The 19,260-nt window shown below is 69.5% G+C and carries 17 protein-coding genes; 14 read left to right on the forward strand and 3 right to left on the reverse strand.

Annotation, left to right across the window (positions count from 1 at the left end; genetic code table 11):
- The first annotated feature begins 5 nt into the window (after positions 1 to 5).
- Entirely contained in the window at positions 6 to 290 is a 285-nt protein-coding gene (locus ACQ859_RS11275; RefSeq protein ID WP_431265850.1) for a hypothetical protein, read from the forward strand.
- Positions 291 to 342: 52 nt separating this feature from the next.
- Here ACQ859_RS11275 and ACQ859_RS11280 read toward each other — a convergent pair whose 3' ends face one another.
- The gene (locus tag ACQ859_RS11280; RefSeq protein ID WP_431265851.1) at positions 343 to 1,014 is read right to left on the reverse strand and encodes a cyclic nucleotide-binding domain-containing protein; all 672 of its coding nucleotides are present in this window, start codon (positions 1,012 to 1,014) and stop codon (positions 343 to 345) included.
- A gap of 305 nt (positions 1,015 to 1,319) precedes the next feature.
- Here ACQ859_RS11280 and hemN point away from each other — a divergent pair, with 305 nt between their 5' ends.
- The 6 genes from hemN to ACQ859_RS11310 all read left to right on the forward strand — a co-directional run bounded on the left by hemN (position 1,320) and on the right by ACQ859_RS11310 (position 8,131).
- Positions 1,320 to 2,807 (forward strand): oxygen-independent coproporphyrinogen III oxidase, encoded by a 1,488-nt coding sequence (gene hemN, locus ACQ859_RS11285; protein ID WP_431265852.1) that lies wholly within the window; start codon positions 1,320 to 1,322, stop codon positions 2,805 to 2,807.
- Between the two features lie 19 nt (positions 2,808 to 2,826).
- On the forward strand, positions 2,827 to 3,339 hold the full coding sequence (locus ACQ859_RS11290) for a sulfite exporter TauE/SafE family protein (RefSeq protein ID WP_431265853.1): 513 nt from the start codon (positions 2,827 to 2,829) through the stop codon (positions 3,337 to 3,339).
- On the forward strand, positions 3,339 to 3,548 hold the full coding sequence (locus ACQ859_RS11295) for a hypothetical protein (protein ID WP_431265854.1): 210 nt from the start codon (positions 3,339 to 3,341) through the stop codon (positions 3,546 to 3,548). Before ACQ859_RS11290 ends, ACQ859_RS11295 begins: the two co-directional genes overlap by 1 nt.
- 110 nt (positions 3,549 to 3,658) lie before the next feature.
- On the forward strand, positions 3,659 to 4,912 hold the full coding sequence (gene icd / locus ACQ859_RS11300; protein ID WP_431265855.1) for an NADP-dependent isocitrate dehydrogenase: 1,254 nt from the start codon (positions 3,659 to 3,661) through the stop codon (positions 4,910 to 4,912).
- A gap of 171 nt (positions 4,913 to 5,083) precedes the next feature.
- Positions 5,084 to 6,073 carry a hypothetical protein gene (locus ACQ859_RS11305; RefSeq protein ID WP_431265856.1) on the forward strand — a complete coding sequence of 330 codons (990 nt, stop codon included), beginning with the start codon at positions 5,084 to 5,086 and terminating at the stop codon, positions 6,071 to 6,073.
- Between the two features lie 102 nt (positions 6,074 to 6,175).
- Positions 6,176 to 8,131, forward strand: coding sequence for an Ig-like domain-containing protein (locus ACQ859_RS11310; protein ID WP_431265857.1), 1,956 nt, complete (start codon positions 6,176 to 6,178; stop codon positions 8,129 to 8,131).
- 58 nt (positions 8,132 to 8,189) lie between these two features.
- On the opposite strand, the gene ACQ859_RS11315 is transcribed toward ACQ859_RS11310, so the two are convergent.
- Complete coding sequence (locus ACQ859_RS11315) at positions 8,190 to 9,791, reverse strand: carbohydrate-binding protein (protein ID WP_431265858.1); 1,602 nt, start codon at positions 9,789 to 9,791, stop codon at positions 8,190 to 8,192.
- 223 nt (positions 9,792 to 10,014) lie between these two features.
- Between ACQ859_RS11315 and ACQ859_RS11320 the strand changes: the two genes are divergently transcribed.
- Positions 10,015 to 10,413 (forward strand): hypothetical protein, encoded by a 399-nt coding sequence (locus ACQ859_RS11320; RefSeq protein ID WP_431265859.1) that lies wholly within the window; start codon positions 10,015 to 10,017, stop codon positions 10,411 to 10,413.
- Positions 10,414 to 10,445: 32 nt separating this feature from the next.
- The gene (locus tag ACQ859_RS11325) at positions 10,446 to 11,294 is read left to right on the forward strand and encodes an OmpA family protein (protein ID WP_431265860.1); all 849 of its coding nucleotides are present in this window, start codon (positions 10,446 to 10,448) and stop codon (positions 11,292 to 11,294) included.
- A 227-nt stretch (positions 11,295 to 11,521) separates the two neighbouring features.
- Here the strand turns inward: ACQ859_RS11325 and ACQ859_RS11330 are convergent, their stop codons facing one another.
- Positions 11,522 to 11,839 (reverse strand): cold-shock protein, encoded by a 318-nt coding sequence (locus ACQ859_RS11330; RefSeq protein WP_431265861.1) that lies wholly within the window; start codon positions 11,837 to 11,839, stop codon positions 11,522 to 11,524.
- A 165-nt stretch (positions 11,840 to 12,004) separates the two neighbouring features.
- On the opposite strand from ACQ859_RS11330, the gene clpS reads away from it, so the two are divergent.
- The 5 genes from clpS to ACQ859_RS11355 all read left to right on the forward strand — a co-directional run bounded on the left by clpS (position 12,005) and on the right by ACQ859_RS11355 (position 19,260).
- Positions 12,005 to 12,373 carry an ATP-dependent Clp protease adapter ClpS gene (gene clpS, locus ACQ859_RS11335; protein ID WP_088405224.1) on the forward strand — a complete coding sequence of 123 codons (369 nt, stop codon included), beginning with the start codon at positions 12,005 to 12,007 and terminating at the stop codon, positions 12,371 to 12,373.
- Entirely contained in the window at positions 12,370 to 14,694 is a 2,325-nt protein-coding gene (gene clpA, locus ACQ859_RS11340; protein ID WP_431265862.1) for an ATP-dependent Clp protease ATP-binding subunit ClpA, read from the forward strand. The genes clpS and clpA overlap by 4 nt, the downstream gene beginning before the upstream one ends.
- 125 nt (positions 14,695 to 14,819) lie before the next feature.
- Entirely contained in the window at positions 14,820 to 16,889 is a 2,070-nt protein-coding gene (locus ACQ859_RS11345) for a hypothetical protein (RefSeq protein WP_431265863.1), read from the forward strand.
- The gene (locus ACQ859_RS11350; protein ID WP_431266515.1) at positions 16,856 to 17,737 is read left to right on the forward strand and encodes a DUF3160 domain-containing protein; all 882 of its coding nucleotides are present in this window, start codon (positions 16,856 to 16,858) and stop codon (positions 17,735 to 17,737) included. The genes ACQ859_RS11345 and ACQ859_RS11350 overlap by 34 nt, the downstream gene beginning before the upstream one ends.
- Positions 17,734 to 19,260 (forward strand): CapA family protein, encoded by a 1,527-nt coding sequence (locus ACQ859_RS11355; protein ID WP_431265864.1) that lies wholly within the window; start codon positions 17,734 to 17,736, stop codon positions 19,258 to 19,260. Before ACQ859_RS11350 ends, ACQ859_RS11355 begins: the two co-directional genes overlap by 4 nt.

Genomic DNA, 19,260 nt, shown 5'->3' on the forward strand with positions numbered 1-19,260 from the left:
CGGACATGACGACAACGCGCCTGACCACACACTTGAGCGACGCGGACCTGCCGACCAGCGGCCCCTGGTGGCGGCATCCGATGATGTGGCTGGTGATCGGCGGACCGACCCTCGTGGTGGTGGCATCCATGGCCACGCTGACGCTGGCCATCACGCACCCCGACCCGGTGGTGCAGTCCACGAGCGCCGTCGATCGCAGCGGTGTCGCCGCCGACGAGATCACCGACGCCGCCAAGGCGCCCGCGATGAAGGCCCGCAACCACGCGGCCACCGGCGGACAGGCGCGGTGACCGCGCCGGTCCCGATGTCGTCGACGACGACGCCGATTGGGTCGAGAGGGCGCTAGGCGCTGCGCCGGACCAGCTGCAGCAGCTGCCTCGGTTTGAGCACGCGCACCTCGCGCGCCCGGACCTCGAGCAGGCCGTCGTCCTGCATCCGCGAGAAGGTGCGGCTCACCGTCTCCAGCGTCAGGCCGAGGTGGCTGCCGATCTCGTCGCGGGTCATCCGCAGGACGACGCTGGACGACGAGAAACCGCGCGCCCGCAGCCGGCGCATCAGGTGGATCAGGAAGGTCGCCACGCGCTGCTCGGCGCGCACCGAGCCGAGCAGCGTCATCACGCCCTGGCCGCGGACGATCTCGCGGCTCATCAGGCGATGGAACTGGCGGCGCAGCCGGTCGACCTCGCGGGTCATGTCCTCGATCCGTCCGTAGGGCACGACGCAGATGTGCGAGTCCTCCAGCGCCACCGCCTGGCTGGCGTAGGCGCCGCTGAAGAGGCCGTCCAGGCCAAGCATCTCGCCGGCCATGTGGAAGCCGGTGATCTGGTCGCGGCCGTCCTCCGCCGTGGCCGAGGTCTTGAAGAAGCCGGTGCGCACGAGGTAGACCGCCTCGAACGGATCGCCGGGCTTGAACAGCACCGTGTTGCGCGCGACCTGCCGGCGGTCCGAGATCAAGCGTTCCAGCTGATGCACGTCGGCCGTCGGCAACCCCGTCGGCAGGCAGAGCTGTCGCACCGCGCAGGTCGCGCAGGTGATCCGGGTCGCGTCGGACGGGACCGGCTGGATCGATGGCGCAGGGTGGGGCGGCCGTGCAAGCTGAACCTCCTGAACGGACGAGGCGTGCCGGGCGAGCGAAGGGATCGCCTCGGTCGATGGGACCGGAGCGGACGGCAGGGGCGGCGGGCGTGGGGTGGGGAGGGTGGCTCTCGGCATGAATTCATCGGGCATGCGAGGAAGCGGCGGATTCTTTGCTCGGGCATCGACGCCGGCAATGACATCAATCAATGACGCTTTGCCAACAAAGGGTGAGCATCCCGTCCATGAGCTCCGACCCGACCCCGTGGGACTGCCCCCTCCCCGATGCCGATCTGCTGCGCCGCTTCGACATCGCGGGACCGCGCTACACCTCGTACCCGACCGCGGACCGTTTCCATCCGGGCGTCGATGCCGGGCGCCAGGGCGAGATGCTCGCGCTGCGCGCGTTCGGTCCCGCGGCGCGGCAGCCGATGTCGCTCTATGTGCACATCCCGTTCTGCGCCTCGGTCTGCTACTACTGCGCCTGCAACAAGGTCGTCACGCGGCATCACGAGCGCGCCGCGGCCTACGTCGATGCCCTCGAGGTCGAGATGAGCCTGGTGCACCGCCGGCTCGGCGACCGGACGCTGGTGTCGCAGCTGCACTTCGGCGGCGGCACGCCGACCTTCCTTGCCGACCGCGAGTTGTCGATGCTGATGGCGCTGCTGCACCGCCACTTCCGCCTGACCGCGGACGCCGAGATCTCGATCGAGGTCGACCCGCGCACCATCGACGTCGCGCGCCTGCGCCACCTGCGCACGCTGGGCTTCAATCGCCTGAGCTTCGGCGTGCAGGACTTCGATCCCGACGTGCAGCGCGCCGTGCACCGCGAGCAGAGCCTGGAGAGCGTCGCCGCGTTGATCGGCGCCTCGCGCGATCTGGGTTTCCGCTCGATCAACGTCGACCTCATCTACGGTCTGCCGCTGCAGACGCCGACCTCGTTCGCGCGGACCGTCGAGCAGGTGGCCGCCTTGCGGCCGGATCGCATCGCGCTCTACGGCTACGCGCACCTGCCGCACCGCTTCAAGCCGCAACGCCGCATCGAGCCCGCCGCCCTGCCGCCCACCGGCGACAAGCTGCGCATGCTGTCCGGTGCGATCGCCGGTTTCATCGCGCGCGGCTACCGCTACATCGGCATGGACCACTTCGCGCTCGCCGACGATCCGCTGGCCGTCGCGAAGCGGGAAGGGCGGCTGCATCGCAACTTCCAGGGCTACAGCACGCAGCCGGACTGCGACCTGGTGGCGCTGGGCGTCTCGGCGATCTCGAAGGTCGGCGCCTCGTTCGCGCAGAACGTGAAGACGCTGCCCGAGTACTACGCGGCCTTGCGCGAAGGCCGGCTGCCGGTCGAGCGCGGTCTGGTGCTGGACCAGGACGATCTCGTGCGGCGCGATGCGATCATGGCGCTGATGTGCCAGGGGCGGCTCGATTTCGAGCCGATCGAGCGCTCGCACGGCATCGTCGCCGCCGACTACTTCGCCAAGGAGTTGGAGCGCCTGCGCGCGATGGCGGCGGACGGGCTCGTCACGGTCGAGCCGCGCGCGGTGCAGGTCACCTCGATGGGCTGGTTCTTCGTGCGTGCGGTGGCCATGGTGTTCGACCGCTACCTGAAACCGGGAGGCGTCGCGGACACCTCGCTCGCGACATCGGCGAATTCATCGATGACGACGTCCCCCGACGGGGCCGGGGGCGCGCCCGACGAGGCGCCGGTGCGCTTCTCGCGCATCCTCTGAACGCGACGGAAGGGCAGGGATGCTGTCGCTCGCGCTCGCCGGCACCGCGTTCGTGATGGGCGCGGCCGGGAGTCTGCACTGCGCGGCGATGTGTGTCGCGCCCTGCGCGGCGGTGACGGCCGGACGACGAGGCGGCATCGCCGCCTTCCAGGCCGGACGGCTGCTGGGCTACGCGACGGGCGGGGCGGTCGTCGCGGCCAGCGTCGGTGGTCTGCTGCGCTGGGAGGCGACGTCCGGCGCGCTGCGGCCGCTGTGGCTGACAGTGCATCTCGCGGCGCTGGCGCTCGGTGTCTTCCTCCTGTGGCGCGCGTCGCCGCCGCGCTGGGTCCTGCGCCTGTGGACGACCCGCGTGCCGGCGGCGGTCGGGATTCCGGTCGCCTCGCTCGGTGGCGGTGGCCTCGCGCTGTCTCCCGCCCGCACGGCCGGCGCCGGTCTGGCCGGACTGGCGTGGCTGGCCTGGCCCTGCGGCCTGCTGCAGTCCGCGCTGACGGTCGCGGCGCTCGCGGAGGGTCCCTGGCAGGGGGCGCGGTGATGGCGGCCTTCGCGCTCGGTTCGTCGCCGGGATTGCTCGCGGGACCCTGGCTGCTCGCGCGCCTGGGCCGGGCAGGCGGCGGGAGCGGGCTGGCGGGCGGCTCGGGTGTGCGAATCGCAACCCGTCTGTCCGGGGCGATGCTGGCGGCGGGGTCGCTCTGGGCGCTCGGTCACGGTCTCTGGGCGCAGATCCGCGCGTTCTGCGGTTGAGACGTCCCAGGGTCATGGCCCGGGCATCAGCCGATTGAAAGTTTCGCTGTCATAGAATCAACGCTTCCGGTTTACCCCAAACCACCCACGCGACTCGCGGAGACGACTCCATGTACCAGCACATCAAGGTGCCCGAGGGCGGCCAGAAGATCACGGTCAACACCGACTTCTCGCTCAACGTTCCGAACAACCCGATCATTCCTTACATCGAGGGTGACGGCACCGGCTTCGACATCACCCCGGTGATGATCAAGGTGGTGGACGCGGCCGTGGCGAAGGCTTACGGCGGCGCCAAGAAGATCCACTGGATGGAGATCTACGCCGGCGAGAAGTCGACGAAGGTCTACGGCCCCGACGTGTGGCTGCCCGAAGAGACGCTGACGGTCCTGAAGGACTACGTGGTCTCGATCAAGGGCCCGCTGACGACGCCGGTCGGCGGCGGCATCCGCTCGCTGAACGTCGCGCTGCGCCAGGAACTGGACCTGTACGTCTGCCTGCGCCCGGTGCGCTGGTTCGAAGGCGTGCCGTCGCCGGTCAAGGAACCGCACAAGACGGACATGGTCATCTTCCGTGAGAACTCGGAAGACATCTACGCCGGCATCGAATTCGAAGCCGAGAGCGAGAAGGCCAAGAAGCTGATCAAGATCCTGCAAGAGGAATTCGGCGTCAAGAAGATCCGCTTCCCGGACACGTCGGGCATCGGCGTCAAGCCGGTCTCGCGCGAAGGCACGGAGCGTCTGGTCCGCAAGGCGATCCAGTACGCGATCGACAACGACAAGCCGAGCGTCACGATCGTCCACAAGGGCAACATCATGAAGTTCACCGAAGGTGGCTTCCGTGACTGGGCGTACGCCCTGGCCCAGAAGGAATTCGGCGCCGAGCTGATCGACGGCGGCCCGTGGTGCAAGTTCAAGAACCCGAAGACCGGCAAGGACATCGTGGTCAAGGACAGCATCGCCGACGCGTTCCTGCAGCAGATCCTGCTGCGTCCGGCCGAGTACTCGGTCGTGGCGACGCTGAACCTGAACGGCGACTACATCTCCGACGCGCTGGCGGCGCAGGTCGGCGGCATCGGCATCGCCCCGGGCGCGAACCTGAGCGACTCCGTCGCGATGTTCGAAGCCACCCACGGCACGGCGCCGAAGTACGCGGGCAAGGACTACGTGAACCCCGGTTCCGAGATCCTGTCGGCTGAAATGATGCTGCGTCACATGGGCTGGACCGAAGCGGCCGACCTGATCATCTCGTCGATCGAGAAGTCGATCCTGTCGAAGAAGGTCACGTACGACTTCGCCCGCCTGCTGGACGGCGCGACCCAAGTGTCGTGCTCGGGCTTCGGTCAGGTGATGATCGAGAACATGTGATCGTTGCCAGCCCGGGCTTGACCCGGGCGGCGATCAAGAACCCCAGTGCGCGACAGCGCCCTGGGGTTTTTTCATTCTTCGCGCGCCACGCGGTGCTTTCGTGTCGTCCGCCGTCGTCCGACGACGGGTTCACAAAATGGGCGGCTTGCAAGCTTTCCAGGAAGTACCCCCATGCGCGTCGACAAGATGCTCACCACGGCGCTCGGCGCCGCAGCCCTGCTGCCTCCGGAAGTCTCCGCAGGCCAGCAGCGCCCGTCCAACCAGGTGTCGCCGAACAGCGCCAACGGCGCGTTTCCGTCCAACAGTCGCGTCTCCATGTCCGGAGGCACTCAGCCGGGTCGCGTGAGCCTGCCGCCACTCGGCCAGCCTGGCGCCGCGGCAGCGAACCGGCCGGCGCAAGCCGCCGCCTCCTCGTCGGAGACCTTCAACACCGCGGCCGGCGGTCGCGCCGCCGCGGCGTTCCAGCGCGATTTCGCACAGCGCCTGCAGGGCGCTCCGATGGGCAGCGTCCTCGCCTCCCGCGAGGCACTCGGCCTGAAGCCGCACGATTTCGCGATGGTCGACATCGGCGGAGAAGGCCAGAAGACGGCGCCCGATGGCATGAAGAGCGGCAATCTGCATGCGATCAATGTCAACGCGCAGTCGACGATCTCCTCCGGGCCGATGAAGCTGCAGACCGCGCCGGGCGAGTCCGGACCCGGGCGCGACGTCAACGGCGGCCCCATCCCCAACCTCGTGCGCATCGGCGAGTGGCCGTCGCCCGGCAAGGCCTCGGCCGAGGGCTTCGTCCCCCTCGCGAAGGGCTTCTCCAACCTCACGACGATGGAAGGCGCGCCCGTTCACGCCTATCACGTCGCGGAACTCGACCGGGTCACCTCGTCCAAAGGCTGGATCGCGCTGACGGTCGACGAGAGCTTCAAGCCCCAGATCGACCAGTTGGCCCAGGCCCGCAACGGTGGCGACGTGTGGCATCTGTCGAAGGCCTCCCCGACGGACAACGATCGATACATCGTGCCGCCTGCGGGCCTCTCCGCCGAGGAGTCCAAGGCCTTCAAGGCGAAGTTCGAGGCGGCCGGCCCGCACGAGATCCATGACGTCGCGCAGGCGGTCTCGCTGCAGCTGGCGGCCAAGGCCGGCCGGGCGTCGCACGACGAGCTCTGATCGCGATCGGAAACCCGGGCGCGGGGCGCCGCCTGGGGTTTCCTGCAATCTGCGGACGGCCCCGGTCCCTGCACACTCCCATCTGATCCAGGGGAGTGAGCAATGAAAAACATGCTGGCCGCCTCATGGCGCGGACTCGCTGCGGGTTGTCTGCTGCTGGCGCTGGGCGCCTGTGGTGGCGGCGGTGGTGGCAGCGACGGCGGGACGCCTCCCGCCGCGACCCTGTCCTTGAGCGGCAATGCCTCGGTGGTCGAGGGCGGATCCGCGGTGCCGTTGACCCTGACAGGGGCTTCCGCCTCATCGGGAAACATCACCTGGAGCCTCAGTCCGTCGATCGGGTCGCTGTCCGCCGCCACGTCCGGCGGTGCGACCTTCCAGCCTCCCGCCCTCGACCAGCTGTCCGCCGACACCACGGTGACGGTCACCGCCTCGCCGGAACATGGCAGCGCGGTGTCGACCAGGATCCTGGTGACGCTGGTGCCGTTCACCGTGGCGTCCGCGAGTCCGAAAGCCTCCGACGCGGATGTCGGCGTGGTGCCCGCCGTCACCTTCAGCCGCGCGATGGACCCGGGCAGCCTCAATGAGACCTCGGTGCGCCTGAGCAGCCCCGTCGCCGCGGTGCCCGCCGATCTGGCGGCGAGCGGCGCGGCCGCCGTCTCGGTGACGCCGAAAGCCCCGCTGGTCTGGGGGACGCGCTACAAGCTGTCGCTCTCGCCGAGTGTGCTGAGTGCCAGGCGGCAGGCACTCCCGGCCACGTCGGTCGAGTTCGCGACGAAGTCGGCGACGTGGGGCGAGTCCGCCGCCTTGTCCACGACGACGGTCACCAACGGCGTCAGTGCGCCCGTGTTCGACGGTCGGGGCAACGCCTTCGCGGTCTGGCTGCAGAACGTGCCGGGCGTCGGATGGAACATCCTGGCCGCCCGCCATGACGCCGCCGGCAAGACCTGGAGCGCCCCCGTGACGCTGCGGGGCGATGGGCGGGGCTTCGCCACCGCTGTGGCCGCGGATGCCGCCGGCAATGCGGTGGCGGTGTGGGCCGCCTGGGACACCGTCGGTGGCGCGGGCCGCATCCATGTGTCGCGCTACGCCGCCGCCACCGGCACCTGGAGCGTCCCGCAGCAGATCCCGGCGCCGAATGCCCTGAGCAGCCTCAACCCGCAGGTCGCCATGGATCCCTTGGGCAACGCCATCGTGTCGTGGCAGCAGTACCTGCCCACGGGCCTCGACCAGCAGGTCTTCGTGACGCGGTATGCGGCGCAGTCGGACACCTGGTCGACGCCCGTGGGGCTGAGCGGCACCGGCCACCTGTTGCGCGACCCGACGGTGAAACTGGACTCGCAAGGCAACGCGATCGCCGTCTGGAGCGAAGGCCCCACCTTCCTGACCGTCCAGATCACCTCGCGCCGCTTCGCGATCGCGACCGGGGCCTGGGATGCGCCTCGCGTGCTCCAGTCCGGCAGCGGCGCCGGCGGCAACCCCCAACTGGCGTTCGATGCGAAGGGCAACGCGGCCGTGGTCTGGACGGAGGCGGTGGCCGGCGGCTATCCGGTCCAGATCAGTCGCTACACGGCCGGCAGCGACACCTGGGCCGCGCCGGAGACGGTGTCCACCGCCCCCGGGACCGGCGATTGGCCGCAGGTCCGGATGGACGCTGGCGGCAACACCTTCGTCCTGTGGCAACAGTCGTCCGCGGGCAACGCCTTCGCCGTGAACGTCGCGCGATACGACGCGGCGGGTTCGACCTGGACACGCCCGCCGGCGCTGGACCCGATCACGCCCGCGGCCGTGGGTTCGCCCTACCGTGGCTTCCCTTCGCTCACCGTCGACGCCGCGGGCAATGCGATGGTCTTCTGGACCCGCGACGTCGGCGGCAATGTCTACCGGCTGTTCAACGCCCGCTACGACAGCGCCACGGCGTCCTGGGGAACGGTCGCGCAGATGTCGATGACGGGCGGCCTCGCGGCCGGCGGTCCCAGCGGCGAGGTGCTGCTGCTGTGGGACAAGGACATCGGCGCCAGCATCCTGAACCCGCAGTGGGTCCTCTACACCGGGCGTTGATGCCGGTCGTCGATGCGAGCCGGTCCCGGCGGTTGCGCGGGTCGGATCCCGTGCCCGATCACAGCTTCGTGAAGCGGATCCAGTTCAGGTTCCAGCCGCCCTTCGGCGCATAGACGCCGACGTCGTAGGTGCCGGCATTGATGGTCACCGTCTGCGACACCGTGCGCCACGTCTGCCAGCCGCCGGTGGCTGGAATGTCCACGGTTCCCAGGCGGATGGCGCCGCCGTTGAGGTCCAGCGACAGCGTCGCGCCGCCGGGACTGGCGACGCGGTAGTCGACGCGGTAGGTGCCGCTGCCCGGGAAGTTGACCTGGCCGTAGACCATCCAGTCGGTGGCGTCGATCCAGCCGACGTTCAGGCCGCCTTCCGTGCAGGCTTCCGTCTGCACGCCTTGCTGGGCCGTGAAGCTCTCCGCCTCGATCTGTCGCGACCAGTTGGACGAGGGCTCGGAGGCGACCAGCGGCGACAGCGGTCCGGCCCACAGGCTCGGTACGTCCTCGCGATTGGTCCCGGCACGCGGGGAGGGCTGATAGGCGGGGAAGTCCGGGCTGTCATGTCCGACCTGCGGGAACAGCAGGCGCATCGAGTAATCCATCTTCATCAGCTCCACCGAGCCGGTCGCGGTGATGCTGTAGACCTGACCCGGCTGCACGGGCACGGCACGGGCCAGGCTGCATTGGTTGAAGCCGTAGCCCTGGTACGGCGTGCAGCTGGATTCCTGTCCCGTGCTGAGGTTCTTCACCGTCAGGGTGCCGATGCCGGCGCCGCCGGCCGTGAAGCCGCCGGCCTCGGTGAGGGAGCGCGCGACCCGCAGATTGCCGTAGGCCACCGTGCAGTTCGCGCAGTCGAGCGTGTAGGCGTAGTAGGGCTGCGCGGGCAGGTTGATGCCGCTGGTCAGGCGGAAGCCGTATTGCGGCAGGCGGGTCGCCGGATGCGCCTGGTCCCGGTCGTTCATGTAGGAGGCGTACTGGCCGTTCGCCTTGCCGTAGCGCCAGGTCTTGCCGCTGTCCTCCGACCACGCCACGTGCTCCCGCGGATCCAGCGACAACAGGGCGTCGGTGGCGTCCTTGTTCAGCTCGTTGCGACCGTGGGGACCCGCCAGGGTCGCGTCGCCGATGGGCGCGTTGAAGGAGAAGAAGTTGCGCGCCGGGTCCGGGTGTTCATTGCTGATGACCAGGCCGTACATCTTCCCCGCCTTCAGCGACGCGCGCAGGGTCGCCCAGGCGAGGACCGGGGTCTCGTTCCGGACCTCCGCCTTCGCCTGGTTGTGCCGGGTGCAGCCGTTGACCGTCTCCGAGGCGATCTGGCCCGCGGGCAGGCCGGTGGCCGCATCGATGTCGACCAGGCGGACCAGCATCGTGCCGCCGTCGCCAGCGCCGTAGCCGTCACCGGTGTCCCAGCACTTCGCGCCCTTCAGCTTGAAACCGAAATAGACCCGGTCGATCTGCAGGTCCGCCCGGGGCACGAAGCGCAGCAGCTGCCGGTAGTTCGACGCCTTGAGCGGCGAGTCGTTGACGTTTTCCGCCCCCAGGGTCAGCGCCCCCGGGCGGCCCGGGCCGCCGCCGCCCGCCCAGGACGGCATCGGGGCCAGGCCCAGTGCCAAGGCCAGGGATGCTGCGGCCGTCCACGGGCCCAGCATCCTGAAAGAAACATTCGCCATGTCGGTCTCCGCGGAGAGTGGGTGCCCGGCGTCGACGCCTCGACGCGAGTCGGGCGGGACCCTAGGAGCCGCCTGGCCCCCGGACACGGGGACGGGCGAAGACATCGGCGGGCATCCGAAGCCGGATGGCCCCGCTCGGACCGGCGGCTGCGGGGCACCCCGTGGGCGGGGCGGGTATCGCGCTTGCCAACCCAGGGCATCCATCCATTGAGAAGGAGTGTTCATGCGACACCAACTCTTCCCCCGGAGCGCCCTCGTCGTGGCAGGCGTCCTCGCTGTCGCCGCGATGACCGGCTGTTCGACCAACAAGGTCGAGACCGCCTCCCAGCTCGGCGAAAGCCGCGGCGCCCTCGAAGCCGCGCAGACCAGCATCGGCACCGGCGATTCGCCCGACCTGGTCGTGGCCCGCGCGCGCCTGGCTGAAGCGCAGGAAGCCCAGAAGAAGGGCGACCACGCGCTCGCACGCCGCAAGGCGGACGAGGCCGAGGCGGCCGCTGCACTGGCCCGGTCCAAGGCCGCGCGCGATCGCTCGGAGAAGGCGTCCGCCGAGCTCGACCGCAGCCTCTCGACCCTGCGCGAGGAGCTCAACCGAGGCCCGGCCCCGGCTGCGCCCGCCCGTTGATCCGTCAGCGACTGCCACTCTGAGGAGACACCATGAATCGATACTGGAACATCGCCGGCGGACTCACGGCCCTGGCGCTGGCCGCCTGCTCGTCGGTCCCCCTTCCGAACGCCGGCCTGGATGCCGCGAAGCGCGACTACGCGCAGGCCACCAGCGATCCGAACACCAGCCGCTACGCCTCCGCTGAACTCTCGAAGGCCAAGGAATCGCTGGACCGCGCCGACTTCGCCTGGCGGGAACGCAAGGATCCGTCCGAAGTGGACAGCGCCGCGACGGTCGCTTCCCAACGGGCCCAGACCGCGATCAACCTGGGCGCCGCGCGGGCCGCCGACGCGAAGGTCGAGCAGGCCGGGCTTGAGCGCGAGCGCATGCGCGCGGAGGTCCGTACCCGTCAGGCCCAGGTGGCGCAGGGACAGGCCGCTACCGCGGAGGCCTCGGCCATCGCGGCTTCCGAGCGTGCCAACCGCCTGCAGCGCGAGCTGGCGGAGATCCAGGCCAAGCCGACCCCGCAAGGCCTGGTCGTCATGCTGCAGGACGTGCTGTTCGACACCGGCAAGGCGACGTTGAAGGAGGGCGCCTTCAGCCGCCTGGACACGCTGTCCTCGGCGCTGCGCAACCATCCGGAGCGCCGCATCCTGATCGAAGGCTTCACCGACAGCACCGGCGGCGCGCAGCTTAACCTCGACCTGTCCCGCGCCCGCGCGGAGTCGGTCAGGGACGCGCTGGTGAAGCGTGGCGTCGACGCCGGTCGGATCGATGTCCGCGGCAATGGGGAGGCGCGTCCCGTGGCCTCCAACGACAACGCCGCGGGGCGTCAGCAGAACCGGCGCGTGGAGATCGTGTTCTCCGACGAACGCGGCGCGTTCCCCGGGGCACGTTGAAATCGGTAGGTCGGAAAGAGGAATCGGGCGTCCCGGCGCCCGGTTTCTGAAGCGATTCCTTGACCGATCCTTGGTCGATGTTTCCTTCTGACCACAGAGGCCCCCCGACCGTGGTGCCGGTCGCCGGGCCCGCCGCCGAGCCATGGCGCTGCGGCCCCGGAAAGCAGAAAGCAGAAAGCCCGCTTGCGCGGGCTTTCCTGCGTGCGAGCGAGATCAGCGGGGATCGTTCAAGCCGCTGCCGCCTGCTGCCCCGCGTGGGCGTCCGCCATCAGCGGAATCCCGATCGGGGCGTCCAGGGGGACGTCCGAGGCGTCGCCACCGTCACCACCGTCCAGGGGACGGATGTTCTGCGCCAGTTGGCCCTTGGGGCCCTGCACCAACTCGTAGCTCACCTTGCCGCCTTGTTTCAGCGTCCGGAAGCCGTCCATCTGAATGGCTGAGAAGTGCGCGAAAACGTCGCCCCCGCCTTGTTCGGGCTCAATGAAGCCAAACCCTTTGGCATCGTTGAACCACTTGACCGTGCCTGTTGCCATGTTCTTCTCCATCCCGGTGTCTTTCTCGCACCGGGGCGGATTCTCAAATCCGTGTCAAGTCAGTGTCAATTGAGGAACTCCCCGGGGTAGGAAGGCGCGAAGGTGACAAACTCGGGGCATTGACAGGCACAAGCCCGTCCCCATGTAGGGTGCTCCCGCTGTTTATAGAATCGGTTCATGCCATTGTTTGCCCAACAGCCCCCACCCGCGGGACCACCGCCCGGCCCTCAGCCGCCGGGTCCGGAGGACGGTGGGAATTCCACCACGCTGGAGCGTGTCGCTCAGAAGACGGAGCCGCCGCGCCTGTACCAGGTGCTGATGCTCAACGATGACTTCACACCGATGGAGTTTGTGGTGATGGTCTTGCAGGAATACTTCCGCCATGACCTGGATACGGCCACCCAGATCATGTTGAAGATCCATCACGACGGTCGTGGCGTCTGCGGTGTATTCACCAAGGACGTCGCGGCCACCAAGGTCGAAATGGTGCTGGCGGCCGCACGGCGCGCCGGTCACCCCCTGCAGTGCATTATGGAGGCCGCATGATTGCGCAAGAGCTTGAAGTCAGCCTGCACATGGCGTTTGTCGAAGCGCGCCAGCAGCGCCACGAGTTCATCACCGTGGAGCATCTGCTGATGGCGCTGCTGGACAACCCGTCCGCGGCGGAGGTGCTGCGCGCATGCGCAGCGAACATCGAGGACCTGCGCAAGTCGCTTGCGCAGTTCATCAAGGAGAACACGCCGACCGTGGGGGGCACCGACGAGGTGGACACCCAGCCCACGCTCGGTTTCCAGCGCGTGATCCAGCGCGCGATCATGCACGTCCAGTCGACCGGCAACGGCAAGAAGGAAGTGACCGGCGCCAACGTGCTGGTCGCGATCTTCGGCGAGAAGGACTCCCACGCCGTCTACTACCTGCACCAGCAGGGCGTGACGCGGCTGGACGTCGTCAACTTCATCGCCCACGGCATCAAGAAGAGCGAGCCGCCCGAGCCCCCGAAGGGCCCGGAAGGCAATGGTGCCGAGTCCGAGCGCGAGGAGGGCGAGGGCGGGCAGGGGCAGGGCGGCGGCAAGGGCAGCCCGCTCGAGCAGTTCACCCAGAACCTCAACCAGATGGCCCGCGACGGCAAGATCGATCCGCTGATCGGCCGCGAGCTCGAGGTCGAGCGCGTGGTGCAGATCCTGTGCCGCCGCCGCAAGAACAACCCGCTGCTGGTCGGCGAGGCCGGCGTGGGCAAGACCGCCATCGCCGAGGGCCTGGCCTGGCGCATCACCGAAGGCCAGGTGCCCGACGTGCTGGCCGAGGCGGTGGTCTATTCGCTGGACATGGGCGCGCTGCTGGCGGGCACCAAGTACCGCGGCGACTTCGAGCAGCGCCTCAAGGCGGTGATCAAGCAGCTGAAGGACCAGCCCGGCGCGATCCTGTTCATCGACGAGATCCACACCCTGATCGGCGCCGGCGCGGCGTCGGGCGGCACGCTGGACGCGAGCAACCTGCTCAAGCCCGCGCTGTCCTCGGGTCAGCTCAAGTGCATCGGCGCGACCACCTTCAGCGAGTACCGCGGCATCTTCGAGAAGGACGCGGCCCTGTCGCGGCGCTTCCAGAAGGTCGACGTGGTCGAACCGACGGTCGACCAGACCGTCGAGATCCTCAAGGGCCTGAAGTCGCGCTTCGAGGAGCACCACAGCGTCAAGTACGCGCTGACCGCGCTGCAGGCGGCGGCGGAGCTCTCGGCCAAGTACATCAATGACCGTCACCTGCCCGACAAGGCGATCGACGTCATCGACGAGGCCGGTGCCGCGCAACGCGTGCTGCCCAAGAGCAAGCAGAAGAAGACGATCACCCGCGCGGAGGTCGAGGACATCGTCGCCAAGATCGCGCGCATCCCGCCGGCCTCGGTGTCGTCGGACGATCGCGGCAAGCTCAAGAGCCTGGACCGCGACCTGAAGAGCGTGGTCTTCGGCCAGGATCCGTCCATCGATGCGCTGGCCGCGGCCATCAAGATGGCGCGCTCGGGCCTGGGCAAGCCGGACAAGCCGATCGGCTCCTTCCTGTTCAGCGGCCCGACGGGCGTGGGCAAGACGGAAGTCGCCAAGCAGCTGGCCTACATCCTGGGCATCGAGCTGATCCGCTTCGACATGTCCGAGTACATGGAGCGTCACGCCGTCAGCCGCCTGATCGGCGCGCCTCCGGGCTACGTGGGCTTCGACCAGGGCGGTCTGCTGACCGAGGCGATCACCAAGAAGCCGCACGCGGTGCTGCTGCTCGACGAGATCGAGAAGGCGCATCCGGACGTCTTCAACGTGCTGCTGCAGGTCATGGACCACGGCACGCTGACCGACAACAACGGACGCAAGGCCGACTTCCGCAACGTGATCATCATCATGACCACGAATGCGGGCGCGGAGGCGATGAACAAGTCCACGATCGGCTTCACGACCAAGCGCGAGCAGGGCGACGAGATGGCCGACATCAAGCGGCTGTTCACGCCGGAGTTCCGCAACCGCCTGGACGCGATCGTCAACTTCGGCGCGCTCAACGAGGACATCATCCTGCGGGTGGTGGACAAGTTCCTGCTGCAGCTCGAAAGCCAGCTGGCCGAGAAGAAGGTCGAGGTCACCTTCAGCGACGCGCTGCGCAAGCACCTCGCCGCCAAGGGCTTCGATCCGCAGATGGGCGCGCGGCCGATGCAGCGCCTCATCCAGGACACCATCCGTCGCGCGCTGGCCGACGAACTGCTGTTCGGCCGCCTGATCGACGGCGGCCGCCTCAGCGTGGACGTCGACGACAAGGGCGAGGTCCAGCTGGACATCACGCCCAACAAGAAGGACAACAAGCCCAAGGCCGAGCCGGCGACGGCCGACTGAGTCCGGCGCTGACATAAGATCCCCGGCGTGCCCGCAAGGCGCGCCCGGCCTCCGAAGGCCGCTGCGGCAACCGCCTCAGCGGCCTTTGTTTCGTCCGGATGGCGCCGGGCGATGGAGGGAGAGACATGACGAAGAGATCGATCGCTGCGCTGGCCGTCGCATGGATGGCGGCGGGTCCTGCGTTGGCGCAGTCCATGGGCGACCTGGACTGGTATCGCAAGAATCCCGAGCCCGTCGTGCAGCGCACGCCGGTCCGCGACGTGGCGCTGGCGCTCGCGCCCGGGGAGACCGTGCTGTCCCTGGCCGTGTCCCGGCTGGAGCCGGTGGCGGCGCTGGCGCTGTCGGTGGGCGGGCGCTCGCGGCTCGCGCTGTGGGATCTGCGGCAGCCGGACCGGCTCGCGCCCCTGACCCTGCCCGATCCCGGCCCCGACGGCGCCATCTCCGCGGTCGCCTTCCATCCGACGAAGCCGCTGCTCTACGCCTCGGTGAAGGTGAAGGACCAGTGGCAGCTCAAGGAGCTCGACCTCAAGACCTGGCGCTGGACGGTATCGGCCGTCGCGCGGTCGGCGCTGCCGTTCAACGACCTGCGGGTTTCGCCGCTGCCGTTCACGGTCAAGCAGGGGAACGCGCATCGCCTGTACTTCTCCGTCTCGCAGGCTGGCGCCGCCCCGGCCACCGGCTCGGTGGCCACGACGGGCGAGCAGTACTACCAGTTCAACGGCACGAAGCCGCTGCCGGTCGCGGCGCGGTCGAAGGCGACCGAGTTCACCGAAGAGGAAGAGCGATCTTTGCCGTTCAGCGATCCGGTCGCGTCGCGGCCGGTGTCGCTGCATCCGCAGGGCACGCGCATGGTGTTCCAGGATGCCAAGGGCTGCTGGATCGAGTTGGCGCACGTGGCCGACAACTGGCAGGCGCTCGATGCCAAGGGATCGACATCGCCGCCGTCGCGCCTGCGGCAGGCCTTCCCGAAGTCGCTCGCCTGCGGGCCCGGCGAAGGCGAATTCCTGCCCAACGGGCTCGGCTGGATCCACTGGCGGCCGAGTGAGCCCGGCGTGACGCTGTCGATCGGCGAAGCGACGGCGCGGCTCGCCGGCGACCTGCGATTCACCAGCGCGCCGCGGCTCACGGCCGACGGCGCGGTGCTCGTCGGCGTGACGGCGGCCACGCCCGCTGCCGTGGCCGCGCCCGGGACGATCACCGTCGCCGGCGGGGCGCAAGCCCTGACCCTGCGCGCGCGACCGGTCTCCATCGCATTGGCGGACGTCGTCAATGCCGGCCTGCTGACCACCGATGCCGAGCTGCGGCTGGCGGCGCGTCATGACGGCCTGCTGACCCGCGAGCCGTACGAGCAGATGCACCTGTTCTACGACATCGAGAACTACGCGGTGAGCGCGCTCTCCGACGACCCCGCTTATCCCTACCTGGTGACGACCGACCTGTTCTGGGAGCTGTTCTCGGCGGCCTACGAGAACCTGTTCACCGTGTCGGAGGACGAAACCGCGATCCCCGCCTTCACGGAGGCGGTGCGCCTGCTGCGGGCGCGCGTCGCCGACGGCACGATGCCGTCGGGGCCCTTGGCGGAGAAGATCCTGCTGGCCGCGGCGCTGATGGATCCCGACGACCGCAGCGACGCGGTGCGGGCGGCGATGGCCGATCCCGAGTACCAACCGCGCGGCAGCTACCAGCGCTCGCCGCTGGCGTCGCGCTACTTCACCGCGATGCGGATGCTGACCTTCGCCAAGCGCCGGCCCGGATCGACGGCCGACGAGGTGAGCGATCCGGAAGCGAGCGAGGCGGCCGAATGGGCCAGGATGCCGGAGACGGTGCGCGCGCCGCTGCGGCGCTGGGTCGGCTGCTATCTGCCATTCATCGCCGGCACGCGCAGCGACACCTTCTTCCCGGTGGGCGCGTCGGTGCCGCCGTACGCGAAGCATCCGCTGACGAAGAAGCGCCTGTTCCCGCTGAGCTGGGGCCTGGACAACGAGATCTTCGACCGCGTCGTGCTCCACCGTGAACGGGAGGGACGCGAGCGGGTGCAGCGGCAGTTGCCGAGCGGCCTCGACATCGCGACCGTGTTCGGCAACGCGCTCGCGCGGTCGGTGCTGGCGGGGACTTCTCGAAGGTCGACAACTACCAGGCGCAGATCGACGAGCTGGCGGCGCTGTTCCAGGCCGAGCGGCGCTCGCCGGCGCTGAGCGACGGGCTCTACAACGCGTGGCTGCAAGGTCTGGCGGTGCAGTGGACCTCGCGCGCGCCGATTCCCGGCACGCGCGGCGCCGCGTTGTGGGATGCCAAACGCCTGCAGACGGGCCTCGCGTCGTGGGCGACGCTGCGGCACGCGACGCTGCTGGTCAACGACAAGTCCGGAGCCGAGGGCGGCGAGGGCGGTCCGACCTTCGAGTACCTCGTGCGTCGACCGCCGCGCGGCTCGGTCGAGCCCGACCCGGACACCTTCCTTGCGATCGCCGGCCTGTTCGAGCGCGCGCAGGGCGTGCTGGAGACGGTGTCCGTGGACTGGCGGTCGCGTCCGGCGCAGGCGTTGCGGGATGGCGTGCGCGGCACGCTGGTCGAGTCGCGCGATCTGGTCCGCGACTTCGCCCGCATGGCGCGGGCGGTGCGCGACGGCGCGCCGCTGAGCGACGAGGAGGCGATCAAGATCCAGGCTGTCGGCGGTGCGATGGAGCATCCCTATCTGGTCTTCAAGAGCGCGCAGTCGAAGCGCGCCTCGGAGAAGGATCCCTACGGCCTGTCCGATCCGGAACCGGTGGCCAAGGTGGCGGACGTCGCCGACAACAGCGTGACCGGGCAGACGCTGCTGGTCGGCGTGGGCGCGGTCGGCGGCTGGCAGCAGGTGATGCCGTTCAACGGACTCCGGCAGTTGTCCAAGGGCGCCATCTACAGCTACCGCGAAACCGTGCAGCCCGCGCCGATCGACGACCAGCAATGGCGCACGCTCGAGCCCAAGCTGCCGGTGCCGGAATGGCTGCGGGCCTACACGGCGCCTGCGGGCACGACCGCGTCGGTGCCGAAGCTCGGGCGATGAGGCGGCGTCCGACGCCGCCTCGCATCGGCCCGGTGCGGCGGCGCGCGGTGGCCGCTGCGGCCCTGGTCGCCGGTCTGCTGGGATCCGCGATGGCGAGTGACGCGGATCGAGTGACAACGAGCCGCATCACCTTCGCGGGCGATGTGATGCTGTCGCGTCTCGTCGGCGGTGCGCTGCGCCGCGCGGCGAGCGGCCCGACGCCGTGGCAGCCGCTCGCGCCGAAGGAGGAACTGGGCGTCCTGGTCGGCAACTTCGAAGGCGCCATCGGCGATCCCGGCGATTGCCCGCCCGGACAGACGCTCTGTTTCGCCACCGAGGCGGCCTGGCTGGCGACGGCACGCGCCGCCGGGTTCGACCTGCTCGGCCACGAGAACAACCATGCCGGCGACACCGGCCCCGACGGCCGCCGACGCACGCGCGAGGCGATCGCGCAGGCCGGCATGACGCCGCTGAGCTTCGACGACGGTCCCGCGTTTCTCGACATCGGCGGCCGGACGCTGGCCATCGTCACGCTGAGCCGCCTGGCCTCGGCGGACCGGGCGCCCCAGCGCTTCGACGTGGGGCTCGAACAGCAGATGGCGACCGCCAGGCAGTTGGCCGATGCCGTCGTCGTGTATGTCCATTGGGGAACGGAGCTGGCGGGGTGGCCCTCGCGCGCGCAGTACGACGACGCGGCGAGGCTGCAGGCGCTGGGCGCCGACGTGATCGTCGGCCACCACCCGCATGTCGTGCAGCCGCCGGAATGCATCGAGGGACGCCCCGTGTTCTTCTCGCTCGGCAACCATGTCTTCGACCAGAAGTACGCCGACGCGAAGTCGGGTCTGCTCGCGCAGTGCCGCTGGACCGACGCGGGTGGCCTGGGCTGCATCGGGCTGCGAACGGCGATGGCGAACGGCGGCTTCTTCCCTCAACTCACCGCTGGGCGCCTGCCGGTGTGTGCCGCGCCGTCGCGGGCACGTCTGACAATCGAAGGCACCGCGATCTCCGCCGGCGCGTGGCAGGTCGTGAACGGATCGGTGCGTCAGACGCTGCGCTTCGAACCGCGGCAAGGCGCGGCGTTCGAAGCGGTGGTCGGACGGGTGCGCCGCGCGCAACCCATGTCCTTGGATCATGGCAAGGCGGAGGCGACCGGCCATCCCGGCACTGGTCTGCTGCTGATCGAGGACCGCTATTCCAACCTCGACAAGCGCGTCGCGCCGCGACCGTACGTCTACGCGGTGGATCCACCGACGCCACAGGGCGGTCCGGGGAAGCTGCGCGCGCTGTGGCGCGGTTCCGCGCTCGCGTATCCGTTGATCGATGCGGTCGTGATGCCGTCGTCGTCGCCCGCGGGTGGCGAGTTCCTCTGCGGGCTGCACGAGGCCAGTTCCTTCCTGGCCGGTCCCGTGATCACCGACCCCGCATCGCCGTCAGCGCCGCTGACGCTGGCCTATCGCTGGAACGGCTTCGGTTTCTCGCGCGCGTCGGCACCGTCGGATCAGGACGATTGCGCGGCGCGGTATCGCGACGCGACGCAGCGCTGA

The sequence above is a fragment of the Roseateles chitinivorans genome (assembly GCF_050632235.1).
GTDB lineage: Bacteria > Pseudomonadota > Gammaproteobacteria > Burkholderiales > Burkholderiaceae_C > Roseateles > Roseateles chitinivorans_A.